This window comes from Chryseobacterium sp. IHB B 17019 (assembly GCF_001456155.1).
Lineage (GTDB): Bacteria > Bacteroidota > Bacteroidia > Flavobacteriales > Weeksellaceae > Chryseobacterium.
The window spans coordinates 2,541,307-2,554,871 of sequence record NZ_CP013293.1 but is presented as its reverse complement, the minus strand read 5'-3'; the positions used below and the strand labels follow the sequence as shown (position 1 = coordinate 2,554,871).

Genomic DNA, 13,565 nt, shown 5'->3' with positions numbered 1-13,565 from the left:
AATACCGTGAAAATATGAATACATTCAATACAGAGCAGTGCGAAGTTGCCATTGCAGAGTGGATCAACTGTTGTGGAAACTATACCGCAATTCAAAATCTAATCCCTACCAATTACGTTTTTAATTTTGATGCTGCCCAGATTGGCTGGTTGAAATTACGAAATAAATACAGCAGTTTCTGTGCAGAAATAGGAATTTATGAAGATCAGCTTGTGGCTATTCTTTATCCATTAGACGCTGCAGGTCAGAAAGTGGCTGCTGAAGAATACCCTTATAGTTTTCTGAAAGAATTGGAGCAGGACTTGGTATTGGTGGAAACTGCGGTTTATACGCTCATAAAAAATGCTGTTCTGTCTAGAGATCTTAGAAAAATTGACAATAACTCTGATATGAATTTTCCGGTTTCCAATGCACCAATGATGGAGCAGGATCAAGCCGTAGCAGCTATTGAATCCTGGAGAAATGATGGGATGACGTGGTTTTACAGAGAGTGTGATGAGTTTGCAGGAAACAGGATTTTCAAGAAATTTTATGTGCCCGCAGAGGACCTTACCTTGTCGAAACCGGGACTTACAAACATAATCTGCTCTTTCGGGATGAAGTTTTCTGAAGTATATCAGAGGGTTTTACCTACTTTGATTTTTATTTCTTTCTATGTTGATATTGAAAATACGGGCAGTATTGAAAAAGTTTCAAATACATACGACTGGTCACAGCCTTGTCCGCCGATTTGTAATATTTAATTTTTAAAAATACTCATTAAATGGAGGATGCTTTTAAAGTAATACTTTATTTTAATAACGGTTTTCTTTTTATCAGTGCTCTTATCGGACTTTTAAAATTTAAACGCCTGAAAGATATTGAAAAATGGTATGTTTATTATATCATTTTTCTTTTTTTCATAGAAGCCGCTATTAAAATTTCGATCTATGTTTTAAAATTAAAAAGTATAGATTTCCTGTATCCTCTGTATGTGTCGGGAGAGCTTCTTTTGTTGGGAAGCCTGTTTATAAGGAAGTCAAACCTCTCCAAATATTGGTATATCCCGATTTTTATTCTGGTGGGCTATTTTTTCTTTGTTAATAAAATAGAAACCAATGAGTTTAAAAAAGTATTCTCCAATATAGTAGTTATCAGTTTTACAGGCTATTCACTTTTAATGGAAATCAGGAAAAATGAGACCAATAAGGACAGGTTTATCCTTGTTGATGCGTTTATTTTCCTTTATTATGCTGTTTCTGTGTTTATATTTTTCATGCTGAAACAGTTGAAAACGTTTTCCAATGATGAGGTGTATATGATCTGGAGTATGAATAATATATTGTGCTCATTCCTTTATTTATCAATTATTTATACCTTTTTAAAATTAAAGAAATAACCTTAAATATCAGCTTTTTCATTACACTGATTGTCGTTTTGGTAATCATTGTATCCTTTATTCTGCTTGCCTACAGAAGTTTTATTTTAAGAATTGTTAAAGAAAAAAACGCACAGCACGAAGCGGAAGTTTTACATCAGAAAAGGCTTGTTTTAGAAAATATTAAAGCCCAGGAATCGGAAAGGAAAAGAATTGCCGTAATGATCCATGATGACATCGGAAACCGGCTGAATATCCTTTCATTATGGCTGAATAATCTGGACACGAAAGGCGACGATATTATTAAGAAAAATATCTCAACGCAGATGGGTTCATTGATAGATTCTGCAAGAAGTATCTCACATTCATTATATCCTGTCAATCTGGAATCTGTGGGTTTGGTGTTGTACATCGAAGAGCTGATCGCCAATCTGTCAGGAAGAGTCAATATTTCATTGAATGTAAGCCCGAAATTTCAGAAAAAAGATATTTTCATTGAAGTTCAGTTGTACAGGATCATTCAGGAATTTACCACCAATGTTCTCAAGCATTCGGAAGCATCAAGAGTCTGGATTTATATTAAAGATAACAAGACAAACCTTGCTGTTGTAATCTCGGATAACGGAGAAAGTTTTGAATATGAAGAAGTAAAAAAAGGAATGGGTATCAAAAATATCGAGTCCAGAATAAAATCAATGAACGCGGCGCACAAATGGAAAAATGTATTGAATAAAGGCAGCCGTTTAATTATTAAAATTCCATATAACAATGAATTTCCAAATCAAAATAGCATTAATTGATGATGAACAGCTGATCCTTGAAGGAGTGAAAATGTTATTGTCCTCCGAACAGAATATTTCAGTCGTCTCAACATCAAACAACGGACCCGGCTTTTTGGAAACCTTAGAGAAGACTTCAGGAGAAGATTTTCCGGATATTGCTTTGGTAGACGTTCAGATGCAGCCAATGAACGGTTTTGAGCTTGTAGAGATACTCAAGGAAAAGTATCCCGATCTTAAGATTATCATCCTTTCTTCGCACTACAAAACTACAATTTTAGGGTATATGGTGAAGCTGGGAGTTTCTGCATTTTTGCCTAAAAATTCAAATAGAGAGGCTTTTATAGAGGCGATTACGATGGTTTATAAAAACGGAATTTTCTTCACGCCGGAAGATCACCAGATGATTTTTTCCTACATGAACAGTCCCACGAAAAAAAGAACCCTTTTCGAAATGGACGATGAACTTTCCGATCGTGAAAAAGATGTTGTAAAGCTTATTTGCCAGGAATTTACCAACAACGAAATCGCTGAAAAGCTTTTCATTAGCCCAAGAACGGTAGAAAGCCACAGGCAACGGATTGCTGAGAAAATTGGTGCTAAAAACACCGTTGGAATTGTGATTTATGCCATTATCAACAATATTCATCCCTTAGAAAGAATTTGATTCCGTAGAAATACGGAATTTTTTATTTGGTACTTTTTACTCTATCATCCGGATTTTTTTCATCGTTACTTTGAGGAAGTTCATTCACTTTGTCGAAGTTGAATCTTTGACAAAGTTTAAAAAAAACCACAAAGTGAAATGAAAAACAATATAATCTCTGTCGGAGTTTTTTTCGACGGAACAGGAAATAACGGGATGAACGCCACATCCCCCAAAAAGCCTCAGAAAAACAATGAAAGTTATTATAGCAATACCACAAACATTTTTAAGCTGTTTGAGTTATTTAATGGTGATGAAAAAATTTATATCGAAGGAATAGGAACGGTAACAGGAGCGGAAGACAGCGATTTTGCAATGGCAACCTGCCAGAATCCTGCCGGATATAGCGGATATTCTTCTGATGACAAATTGGAAAAGGCTTTTTCTTTTATTAAAAGTAAAATGTATGACCAGACAAAAGAATATCATTTCTACATTTATGGTTTCAGCAGGGGCTCCATGTTGGCAAGAAATTTCTGTTACGAAATATTGAAGCCGGACTCGGCTTGGGGAGCGGTCAAAGTTAAGTTTTTGGGAGTTTTTGATACAGTGGAATCTGCACCTTTCAATGACTACAATGTGACGGTTTTGCCTGCAACGGAGAGAGCGCTTCATATTTGTGCAGTGAATGAATGCAGATATTTTTTTCCTCTTACAGGTATTTTTGATGACTCTAAAGAAATGGAAGACACAAAATCTGAAACCGAAACCTCCGTCTGGAAAGAAATTTTCGTTCCCGGAGCGCATGCAGATGTAGGAGGTGGATATTTGGAAGGATCGCAATCAGTCTATGTTTCCCCGAATTTTATGAGGAATGATCATCTTAATTCTTATATGGAAAATGCAAAAACGTCAGCCAAAGATGCTGAAGGAAATAAAATCTGGAATTACCTTTTGCAAAATTATAAATTAGATCAGGGTGATGTCTTTTCGCAGGCTTATGTGGCGAGAGATTGGGTGTACAGCGAGCTTTCGAAAGTGTATGGAAAGTTAATGTTGATGGAAACCAATGCCCAAAAACCTATTTTTAAAACCAGTTTTAGTGAATCTGATTTTAAAATCGAAGGAGATGCACATCCGTATGTGGCTGAGCTCTCAAAAGCGTTGGAAAAATATTGCAAAAACCTTTCTCCGGAACAAAAGCCGAATTATAATTATCAGAAATTGGCGGATTACACTCATATTTCAGCAAATTTTGGCTTGTATCATCCTGCCATCCTGCGAAATTCAAAGTCAGATGCCAATGCAGAATTTATTAATAACGGACTGAACGTGCCCAGCAATTCAGATGATCAGTTCAGTGTTAATCAGTCAAAATTAAAATCAGAAATACATCACGTAGAAAATTCTGTGGTGGATTATGCATACGGAACAAACATTCCGAATAACGACAATTGGAACCGTACAATATTAGTTAAAGAGAATTTTTATAATAAATGTTAGTACTTTTTCAGTTTTAAATTTAGGTGTAGGGCTGTCTTGATAAGGCAGCTCTTTTTTATGGTTATCGATTGATTTCCAATTACGTAGAATTACTTAAATCTTAATTTGGTGATTTATACTGTAGGTTTAAAGTTTTTATTGCCGTTACTTTGGGTTGTTAATTCAATGAAGCTTCTGAATAACAAATCATTAACCATAATCAAAATATCAAGTCATGGAATACAGAGATAATGAAGTTTTCTTTGCAGTTACTTCAAACAATTTATCAAAAGGATCATTCACCGTAAATGAATTTTCCATTACAGACGGACAGGATCCTAACGGACACATCTACAAGGGATTTACCGCAAGCTGCGGGAGCGACGGGAAGTTTATCTTTTCAATAGGAAGGAAAGGCTCAAAAAGCGTTGCAGAATGGTTTTCAGCAAGGGTACCGGCCAACAGAACTACCTTCGATCATGACCCCGGAGAATTGAATTTCGCAATGATCGGAACATTAGTGTTGGAAATCGGAAATAAAGTCTGCACATTCTACAATGTGGCGCTTGCACAGGGACACAGCGGAGCCAGCAACAACTGGTGGTTTGGCGGACAGCAGGCAATGTACAACGGCGGCGATACCGTGATCAACGGAGCTTCAAGCAACGGAATCATAGAATTGGTCGAGTTTATGAGAGGAGGCAACACCGTAGATCAGGTGAAGGTTACGCCTAAAACATTTTAAAATAATATAAGTTTTTAATACAATAAAAGCTGTTCTTTTTTAGGGACAGCTTTCTTATTATCCATTCATTCATTTCTTTTCCGTATTTTTGCACCCGAAAATTCATTATTCACAATTAATCATTATTCAACATGCTTTCGGTTCAAGGTTTAGGGTTACATCATTCAGGAAATTATCTTTTTCAAAACGTGAGTTTCACGATAAAAAAGGATGATAAAATTGGTTTGGTAGGTAAAAATGGTGCGGGGAAATCCACTTTATTAAAAATGCTTTCGGGAGAAATTAATTTCTACGAAGGAAACGTGGTTCCGGAAGGAAATATCACAATTGGTTTCCTGAAGCAGGATCTTGATTTTGTGAAGGGAAGAACGGTTTGGGATGAAACCATGCAGGCTTTTGAACAGATCAATGCCTGGAAAAATGAACTTGAGGAAGTAAATCATCAGTTGGCTGTAAGAACCGACTACGAAAGCGATTCTTACACTGATTTGATTAATAAAATGACCGAGCTGAATGATCTCTTAATGAACCACGATGCTTACAATCTGGAAGGCGACATAGAAAAAGTGTTGTTCGGTTTAGGGTTCAGAGCTGATGATTTCCAGAAAATCACCGATGAGTTTTCAGGAGGCTGGAGAATGAGAATCGAGCTGGCAAAGCTGCTTCTTCAGAAAAACGACATCATGCTTCTCGATGAGCCTACCAATCACCTGGACATGGAATCTATCATCTGGCTGGAAAATTTCCTTAAAGATTACCCGGGAGCCATCGTTTTGGTAAGTCACGACAAACAGTTCATGACCGCAGTCTGCAACCGTACGTTTGATATCAATAATAGAAAAGTAGACGATTATAAAGCCAATTATACCAAATATCTCGAATTAAGAAAAGACAGGAAAGAAAAGCTGATTCAGGCAAAAAAGAACCAGGATGCCGAGATAAAACATACTGAAGAGCTGATCAATAAATTCCGTGCAAGTGCTTCCAAAGCGTCTTTTGCACAGTCATTAATCAAAAAGCTTGAAAAAGTAGAGCGTATTGAGGTTGAAAATGAAGATGTTTCTAAATTTAATATCCGTTTCGTGCAGTCTGTTGTTCCCGGAAAAGTAATTTTCGAGGCTGAGAACTTAGGTAAAGCTTATGGGCAGAAACAGATCTTCGATAATGTAGATTTCATTGTTCAGAGAGGTGACAGAATTGCGCTTCTTGGGCAAAACGGACAGGGAAAAACAACGCTGGCTAAAATTCTTGCTGGAGATATTCAGGATTATTCAGGTTCGTGGAATCTTGGGCACAACGTAAACATCGGATATTTTGCACAAAATCAGGAAGAAGTTTTAACACCAAATAAAACGGTTCTGGAAGAAGCGGAAGATGCCGCAACCGAAGAAACGAGACCAAGAGTAAGAGATTTATTAGGATCTTTCCTTTTCCAGGGTGAAGCAGTTACGAAAAAGACAAAAGTGCTTTCCGGGGGAGAAAGAAACCGTCTGGCGCTTTGTAAATTGTTGCTGCGTCCGTTCAACACGTTGATCATGGACGAACCTACCAACCACTTGGATATCCAGTCTAAAGAAATTATCAAGCTGGCTCTTCAGAAATTTGAAGGGACATTAATTGTAATCTCTCACGACAGGGAGTTCCTTCAGGGTCTTTGTGATAAAATCTATGAGTTCCGTGACGGGAAAATGAAAGAATTCTTGGGTGATATCAATGAATATCTGGAATACAGACAAAAGGAAACCATCAGAGAAATTTCAGCTGAGAAAGCGAAACTTCACAGCGATGAGCCGAAAGTTGAGGTTAAGGCTAAGATTGAGGAAAAACCGGCAGCCAACAATAACCAATCTAATGTTATTCTAAGTAAGGAGCAAAAAAACATTCAGAATAAAATCAAAAAAGTAGAAGAAAAAATTTCCGAGCTTGAAAATAAGATTGAGGAATTTGAATCATCTTTTACCAAAGAAAATCCTTCTGATGAGACTTTAGATATCTATAATAAAACTAAGGAAGAATTAGAGCTTGCTTTGCAGGAATGGGAATATCTGGGTTCTCAATTGGGCTAATTTGGGATTAAAAATATAAATAAGATACTTCGACTCCGCTCAGCATGACACAGTTAATAAAGCAGGTTATAATAACAGTTAGTATTAGCGCTGTCATGCTGAGCCTGTCGAAGCATCTCAAATATAATTTGAAATATTGTAACAAAACGACAATCGTTTCTACCAATTCCTCAAAAGCATTTTAATAAAACTTTAATCTAAAACTTAAGATTATTTTCATAATTTTGACAGATGATTTTTAAAGAAAGCAGAAATCTGAAGAATTTTATCTCCAAATTATTGTTTGGGATATATTTTCTTGCGCTGTTTTCTCAAAATTTCCATAATCACAGTTCTGAAGAAGTTTTTAAAAACTTCAGCTTTAAAAAAACAGAAAATACCATTTCCAAAAACGCAGTTAAGGAAAAAGCGGGAGACTGTCTGGCCTGTCATTTCATGGCTACAGGCAGCACCTTAGTTCCTGAAGAATTCAGTTTTTCTTTTGAAAGCTATACTCATGAAGTAGAGCAGATTCTTGCTGTTCAGGAAAAAATATGGTCTCAAACCAAATTTACTTTTCAACTTCGGGGTCCTCCCACAATTTCATAATTTTTAGACTTTTCGGATTTTTAGCTTAAACTTTTTAAGATTTAAATATTTTCTCAAATGGAAAAAAATTAACCATTTAGTAATAATAAGTTTTAGAAAATAGTTTGACGTTTGATTGCAACTATCATTATGTAATTGAATTGTCTAAAAATCCAATCAACAAATTTTTACGAAAAATGTACTTTATAAAGTACACAAATCAATCTATTTAACAATGAAATTGATATATAGCTTAATGCTTATCCTTTGCGGATTTGTATTTACCAATGCACAACGGACTTACACCGTAGAAGGGATCGTTCAGGATTTTCACGATAAAACCATGCTGGAAAATGCAGTTGTAAAAATTGGAGAATTTTCTTCAAAAACGGGTAAAGACGGTAAATTTTCATTCAATAAAATTCCCGCTGGGAAATATATACTCATTGCTAAACATCCTGATTGTAATGATTATACTGAAAATGTAGGAGTTACACAGGATTTGCATTTGACGATCACCCTTGAGCATCACATTCAGGATATTGAAACGGTAACGATTCATGGAAGCCACAAAAGCAATGGTTCTTTGGTAATCAAAACGCTTGATAAGTCTGAAATTGAGAGGAATTCTACCGATAACCTTGGTAATTTATTATCAAAGATTTCAGGAGTTTCTACTTTAAAAACAGGAAATAATATTTCAAAACCCATTATTCATGGGCTTTACGGAAGCAGAATTGCTATTTTAAATAATGGCGTAAAGCTTGCCGAACAGGAGTGGGGAGTAGAACATGCTCCCAATGTTGATATTAATAATTTTCAACATATTGATGTTATCAAAGGAGCGTCTGCTTTGAAGTATGGAAGCGATGCGATTGGCGGAGTTGTCGTAATGGAATCCGAAATTTTTCCTAAAAAAGATACCATTAAAGGATCTGTGAATCTTTCGGGAATTTCTAATGGAAGAGGCTTAGGAGTGGATGTCGACATTGCGAAAGTCTGGAAAAACGGGTGGGCTGTAAAATCCGGTGGAAGCATCAAAAAATTGGGCGATCAGCACGCTCCCGATTATAATCTGATGAATACGGGAATGGATTTCTCATCCTTTAATTTTACGGTTCAGAATAATACTTACGAAAGAGGAATTTCTTTTGATTATTATTTAACGAACCAGAATATTGGGATTTATAGAGGTTCTCACGTTGGAAACAATGAAGATTTTTATAATGCAATCACATCAAGTATTCCAGTATATACGGGAAATTTCAGTTATGATATTAATAATCCAAGACAGGTTATTGAGCATCATATCGCCAAAGTTTCTGCATTCAAAAGGTTTGAAAATATTGGAAAGCTTTCTGCAACATACAGCTATCAGTACAATCACAGACAGGAATATGACATCAGAAGAGGTGATCTGGCTGATACTCCATCGTTGGATTTAGAATTAATGACTCACCAGTTTAACATTAATGATTTATTGGAAAGAGGAAAATGGTCTTTAGAAACAGGAATTGATGCGAGTTTTCAAAATAATTATTCAGATCCGGCAACGAAGGCAAGACGTCTGATTCCGAATTATGATAAATATTCAGCAGGAATTTATTCTGTTTTTAAATATAAAATTTCGCATAATTTCAACGTAGAAGCAGGCGCAAGATATGATTTTAACCGATATGACGTGACCAAATGGTACGATAAAAACGATTGGGAAAGATTGTATGCAGATGCTTATCCTCAGTTTTATGTAAGAGATAAGGAAAACAGAACTTTGACGCGTCCAAAATTGAACTATGGAAATATTTCATTCAATGCGGGATTGGAATATCGTCCGAATGCTAATTTTGATATTAAATTTAATTATGCAAAAGTAGGAAGAACCCCGAATATTGCGGAATTATTTTCAGACGGCCTGCACCATTCTGCGGCGGTAATTGAAATCGGAGACCTTGGCTTGAAAAATGAACAGGGGCATCAGTTTAATTTAACTGTCGATACAAAATTCAATGTATTGAAAGGATTGAATATCTCCGTGAATCCATACTTTTTTATGACTAAAAATTTCATCAACGAGGTTCCTACAGGAGTTCAGAATACGATCAGGGGCGTTTTTCCCGTTTGGTCGTATCAGCAGATTGATGCGAAAATGTATGGGGTAGATTTGGATGTCAACTGGAAACTTACAGACGATCTTACGTATGTAGGAAGGGGAAGTTATGTTTACGGACAGGATGATACCCACAACGTTCCGTTGATATTAATGATGCCTCCGAATTTTTCCAACGCATTGCAGTTCAGTAAAGAAAACTGGAATCATTTCTATCTTACGCTAGAAAATCAAACGTTTTTGAAACAAGACAGATTTCCTGTTTATAATGCTACCGTCCCAATTTATATAAATGGGGAAGAGGTGGTAAAAACAGTGGATTTTAGTACCCCGCCAAACGGCTATTCTCTATGGAATATCCAAACGGGAATCAACATCAGCAAAAATCTTTCTGCAGGGCTTATCGTGAATAATCTTTTTGACGTTTCGTACAGAGATTATCTTAATCGTATGAGATTTTTCGCAGATGAGGCAGGAAGAAATTTTATTTTAAACTTTAGATACAGATTCTAAAGGATTCAAAATTATTTTAAAACAAATTTTACAATCTTAATTTAAAAAAAATGAACAAATTATTTAATACTAAAAATATCATCAAATTATTAGCTGTTTTATTCATCACTATTACTGTTGTTTCTTGTCAGAGAGATGGCTCGTCGGAGGAAGATGATATTCCACAGGAAGATCTTACGAATATTATTCTCAATGTAAAAGATGTGGCAGCAGGAACCACAGCAACATACAATTATAGTATGGGAGCCGGTGGAGCGCAGCCGATTCAATTACAGGATGGTAAAACCTACGAAGTTACTGCAGAGTTCAAAAACGGAAATGACGATGCTACAGGAGAAATAGAAGATGCAAAAGACGAACATTTTTTAGTTTTTAATTTCCCTAATTCTGATATTGTTTTAACCCGAACAGATGGACCTAGTTCTACAAGAGCAGACGGAAAGCGTGTTGGTCTGAAAACAGAATGGGTTGTAAACAAGGCTATTAAAAATCCATCTGCAACAAGCCAGTTGATTTTCACGCTTTATCATGAGCCGTCAAGCGTTACGGAAGATTCTCAGGTAAGCGGAAATGGAGTGATTTACGGAACCCAGGTAGGAGGTGAAACCGATGCTCAGGCAAACTATACTATTATAAACTAATATATTTTTATCTTGTTGAAAAAACCACTGAAATATTTCGGTGGTTTTTTATTTTTTATTAATTATTTTTTATTTTTTATTTTATTAAATTAAAGCTCAAGGCCTCTGAAACAATAAAACCTCCCGGGACAGGAGGTTTTTGGAACAAGTTTTTTATGTTTTTAGAATATATCCGATATCTATTTTGGTTTTATTTAATTATGGCTTCCAATATGACCATTTGCTGCCGTTGAATACAGCCAGGCGTTTTGCCCCTTCTTTGTTGATGTACACCATCATTCCGGCAGACGGGCTGGGAATATTCTGAACATCCTGTACGGTGGGAAGCACCATTGCTTTGGTGGTAGATTCTAAGACCAAAACACCATTGGCCGCACTGGACGCTGCTCCGATGATTACTTTTTCACCAGCTCCTTCCGCTATTTGTGAAACCGTTGGCTGAGTGGCTAAAGCAGCACTTACATCAGCATCCTGACCACTCAGATCAATCCATGCACCGTTGTAATATTTTACACGGGCTTTGGTAGCATCAGTGGCATCAAGAATCAACGTTCCTTCTGCCGGTGCAGTGGGTAATGTTCTTACGTAAGGCAAGATGATTCCTTTATTTTCGTTGGGTGCAAAATCCAGTAAAACAGAGGTTTTTACGGCTGCCGTACCTACAGCATCCCCTACGATAACCTGGGCATTTGAACATACTGCTGTACCTATTAATAATATGGTTAATATATTTTTCATTTTATAATTTTTAAACAGGATTAAATTTTAAAATAATTATGGACAAGTTGGGGTACTGAAGCAGCTCCACTCGGTTCCAATGTATATTTTTAAACATTTTGCAATAGTATCATACACCATCATTCCTTCCTGGGGAGAAACTATGGCTGTTATCTGTGCTGTCGTCATTCTGGAAATGACAAAACCTTTATTGTTGGATTCTAATACGATATGGGCAGATTTCCTGCTCGCGGGCCAGCTTCCGTCATTTGGGATTATTTTTTGAAGGTTAGAAAAACCTACCTTGCTGTCAATCCCTGCTGTTGCTGTATTGGCATCATCGTAGCAGACACATCTTTGTATAGTATAATTATTGGTTTGAGGATAGTAAGTATCTCCGTAAATTGGGGATGAGGTTGAAACAAAATTATTGGTTGAGCCATTGGTTCCCTGTTGTTTGATTTCAAATTTAAAGGTTTCATTGGGCTCATAAACCGTATCATTTAAAGAAGAAATGTTGATTGCAATTCCGTCTTCATCATTATTCGGGCTGGAATATCCGGGAGTTACCCCGCCGTCATAATTTCCTGTAGGTATTGTTACTAAATAAATACTGCTTCCCGGAGTATGGGTGACCACCGGTGTCCCTCTTGAATTGGTAACACCTGTTAAAGTAATATCGCTGTCTGAGGCGAAAGCTGTACCATTATTTGGATTGATAAGCTCGACAGCTACTGTAGTTGCAGTTGTCACCGCACCACTGACTCTCAGAAATAAAGTACCATCACTTAATCCTTCACAAGCCGACAGAGCGTTGGAAAACTTCAAGTCAATAAGAGGATTAAGCGTGATTCTGATATCATCCAATAAGTTACCTGCACCGGGATTGGTTGTATTAATTGCCCTGAAACCTACCCTGTACACACCGGAAGTTCCCGTAAAAGTATAAGATCCTGCATTGGTAGACCAAACTGTCGTACTTGAAGGTAACACAGTCTGTCTTACGGTAGCTATATTTACCTGGTTTTGATTTTCAATCACCATGGCAGCACGTTCGGATGTATCTAATCTGGCCCTGTGTCTGAAGCTAAAATTGATGATATCCCCATTGGCCAAATACATATTCTGATAGATCATGGAACTTACATAGGCATTCAGTTCAACAAAATTGGTTCCCTGTGCAGCAGGAACTCCACCAAAACCACTTCCCCAGACTTCAACAGGGTGACACGCTCCGACAACGCCGACGGAACAAGCACCTGCCTGAGTGGGATGCGAAGTATACCAGGGTGAACTGACTGGTAAACCGGCATCTAAAGTTGCTCCAAATCCGAAGTTGGTATCAGTTTGTTGTACCGTTCCGGCAGCAACTCCAAATTCTAATCCGGGGTTGACAATTACCCTGGTTTGGGCAAAGCTATTTTGTGAAATAATCAGAAGTAGGAACGAAATTAGAGCAAATCCAAAATTGGTTTTACACCACGGATATACTACAATTCGAGTAGTTGTTGTCATAAATTATTCTTTATATTAATGTTTTTTTTTAATTAAAAAGCCTTATCCATTTAAGAAGTTTTAAGCATTAGTTTTCTAAGCACAATATTTATTATTTGTGTTTTAAAATATTATATATGTTAATTTATTTCGGATTAAATTTAATTTAGGTGAATATTAAACTTAGTTTTTAACTATTTGATTTAAAAATAGTTTTATAATGGCAAAAATAATTAAAAAAATAACTTTTTATATGTATTTTTTGTTAATTTCACATTTTTGTGGTAGATTTATTTCTATATAAATAATTTGTTTTTTTACTACCATTCAATATACTTTAGTTATTTTATAAGAATACAAGAGAAAACAGATTTAAAAATTACTTATATGGTTGCTTTAGAAGAAGTACAATAATTATCTTATTTACCTTTTAACAATATTTGGCTTTTTA

The 13,565-nt window shown here is 36.2% G+C and carries 12 protein-coding genes; 10 read left to right on the top strand and 2 right to left on the bottom strand.

The window, feature by feature from the left end:
* Nucleotides 1-14: 14 nt before the first annotated feature.
* The 10 genes from ATE47_RS11805 (at nt 15) to ATE47_RS11760 (ending at nt 10,903) form a co-directional block, all read left to right on the top strand.
* Entirely contained in the window at nt 15-743 is a 729-nt protein-coding gene (locus ATE47_RS11805) for a hypothetical protein (RefSeq protein WP_062163537.1), read from the top strand.
* 20 nt (nt 744-763) lie between these two features.
* On the top strand, nt 764-1,378 hold the full coding sequence (locus ATE47_RS11800) for a hypothetical protein (RefSeq protein WP_062162160.1): 615 nt from the start codon (nt 764-766) through the stop codon (nt 1,376-1,378).
* On the top strand, nt 1,324-2,157 hold the full coding sequence (locus ATE47_RS11795; RefSeq protein ID WP_228376271.1) for a sensor histidine kinase: 834 nt from the start codon (nt 1,324-1,326) through the stop codon (nt 2,155-2,157). Before ATE47_RS11800 ends, ATE47_RS11795 begins: the two co-directional genes overlap by 55 nt.
* Nucleotides 2,126-2,803 (top strand): response regulator transcription factor, encoded by a 678-nt coding sequence (locus ATE47_RS11790; RefSeq protein ID WP_062162159.1) that lies wholly within the window; start codon nt 2,126-2,128, stop codon nt 2,801-2,803. The genes ATE47_RS11795 and ATE47_RS11790 overlap by 32 nt, the downstream gene beginning before the upstream one ends.
* Before the next feature lie 138 nt (nt 2,804-2,941).
* On the top strand, nt 2,942-4,285 hold the full coding sequence (locus ATE47_RS11785; protein ID WP_062162158.1) for a T6SS phospholipase effector Tle1-like catalytic domain-containing protein: 1,344 nt from the start codon (nt 2,942-2,944) through the stop codon (nt 4,283-4,285).
* Nucleotides 4,286-4,499: 214 nt separating this feature from the next.
* A complete protein-coding gene (locus tag ATE47_RS11780; protein WP_062162157.1) occupies nt 4,500-5,009 on the top strand; it encodes a hypothetical protein in 510 nt (169 codons plus the stop codon).
* Between the two features lie 131 nt (nt 5,010-5,140).
* Nucleotides 5,141-7,075 carry an ABC-F family ATP-binding cassette domain-containing protein gene (locus ATE47_RS11775; RefSeq protein ID WP_062162156.1) on the top strand — a complete coding sequence of 645 codons (1,935 nt, stop codon included), beginning with the start codon at nt 5,141-5,143 and terminating at the stop codon, nt 7,073-7,075.
* Nucleotides 7,076-7,306: 231 nt separating this feature from the next.
* On the top strand, nt 7,307-7,663 hold the full coding sequence (locus ATE47_RS11770; RefSeq protein ID WP_062162155.1) for a hypothetical protein: 357 nt from the start codon (nt 7,307-7,309) through the stop codon (nt 7,661-7,663).
* 214 nt (nt 7,664-7,877) lie between these two features.
* The gene (locus tag ATE47_RS11765; RefSeq protein ID WP_062162154.1) at nt 7,878-10,262 is read left to right on the top strand and encodes a TonB-dependent receptor; all 2,385 of its coding nucleotides are present in this window, start codon (nt 7,878-7,880) and stop codon (nt 10,260-10,262) included.
* 50 nt (nt 10,263-10,312) lie between these two features.
* Complete coding sequence (locus tag ATE47_RS11760) at nt 10,313-10,903, top strand: hypothetical protein (RefSeq protein WP_062162153.1); 591 nt, start codon at nt 10,313-10,315, stop codon at nt 10,901-10,903.
* Between the two features lie 198 nt (nt 10,904-11,101).
* Here the strand turns inward: ATE47_RS11760 and ATE47_RS11755 are convergent, their stop codons facing one another.
* Together ATE47_RS11755 and ATE47_RS11750 are read right to left on the bottom strand one after the other, a co-directional pair.
* Nucleotides 11,102-11,641, bottom strand: coding sequence for a hypothetical protein (locus tag ATE47_RS11755; protein WP_062162152.1), 540 nt, complete (start codon nt 11,639-11,641; stop codon nt 11,102-11,104).
* A 36-nt stretch (nt 11,642-11,677) separates the two neighbouring features.
* On the bottom strand, nt 11,678-13,135 hold the full coding sequence (locus tag ATE47_RS11750) for a hypothetical protein (RefSeq protein ID WP_062162151.1): 1,458 nt from the start codon (nt 13,133-13,135) through the stop codon (nt 11,678-11,680).
* Between the last annotated feature and the right edge of the window lie 430 nt (nt 13,136-13,565).

What these genes read in the sequence shown, in the direction of transcription:
- ATE47_RS11790 (WP_062162159.1), top strand. Translation starts at nt 2,126, where the DNA reads ATGAATTTCCAAATCAAAATAGCATTAATTGATGATGAACAGCTGATC.
- ATE47_RS11750 (WP_062162151.1), bottom strand. Translation starts at nt 13,135, where the DNA reads ATGACAACAACTACTCGAATTGTAGTATATCCGTGGTGTAAAACCAAT.
- ATE47_RS11785 (WP_062162158.1), top strand. Translation starts at nt 2,942, where the DNA reads ATGAAAAACAATATAATCTCTGTCGGAGTTTTTTTCGACGGAACAGGA.
- ATE47_RS11775 (WP_062162156.1), top strand. Translation starts at nt 5,141, where the DNA reads ATGCTTTCGGTTCAAGGTTTAGGGTTACATCATTCAGGAAATTATCTT.
- ATE47_RS11755 (WP_062162152.1), bottom strand. Translation starts at nt 11,641, where the DNA reads ATGAAAAATATATTAACCATATTATTAATAGGTACAGCAGTATGTTCA.
- ATE47_RS11770 (WP_062162155.1), top strand. Translation starts at nt 7,307, where the DNA reads ATGATTTTTAAAGAAAGCAGAAATCTGAAGAATTTTATCTCCAAATTA.
- ATE47_RS11760 (WP_062162153.1), top strand. Translation starts at nt 10,313, where the DNA reads ATGAACAAATTATTTAATACTAAAAATATCATCAAATTATTAGCTGTT.
- ATE47_RS11780 (WP_062162157.1), top strand. Translation starts at nt 4,500, where the DNA reads ATGGAATACAGAGATAATGAAGTTTTCTTTGCAGTTACTTCAAACAAT.
- ATE47_RS11800 (WP_062162160.1), top strand. Translation starts at nt 764, where the DNA reads ATGGAGGATGCTTTTAAAGTAATACTTTATTTTAATAACGGTTTTCTT.
- ATE47_RS11805 (WP_062163537.1), top strand. Translation starts at nt 15, where the DNA reads ATGAATACATTCAATACAGAGCAGTGCGAAGTTGCCATTGCAGAGTGG.
- ATE47_RS11765 (WP_062162154.1), top strand. Translation starts at nt 7,878, where the DNA reads ATGAAATTGATATATAGCTTAATGCTTATCCTTTGCGGATTTGTATTT.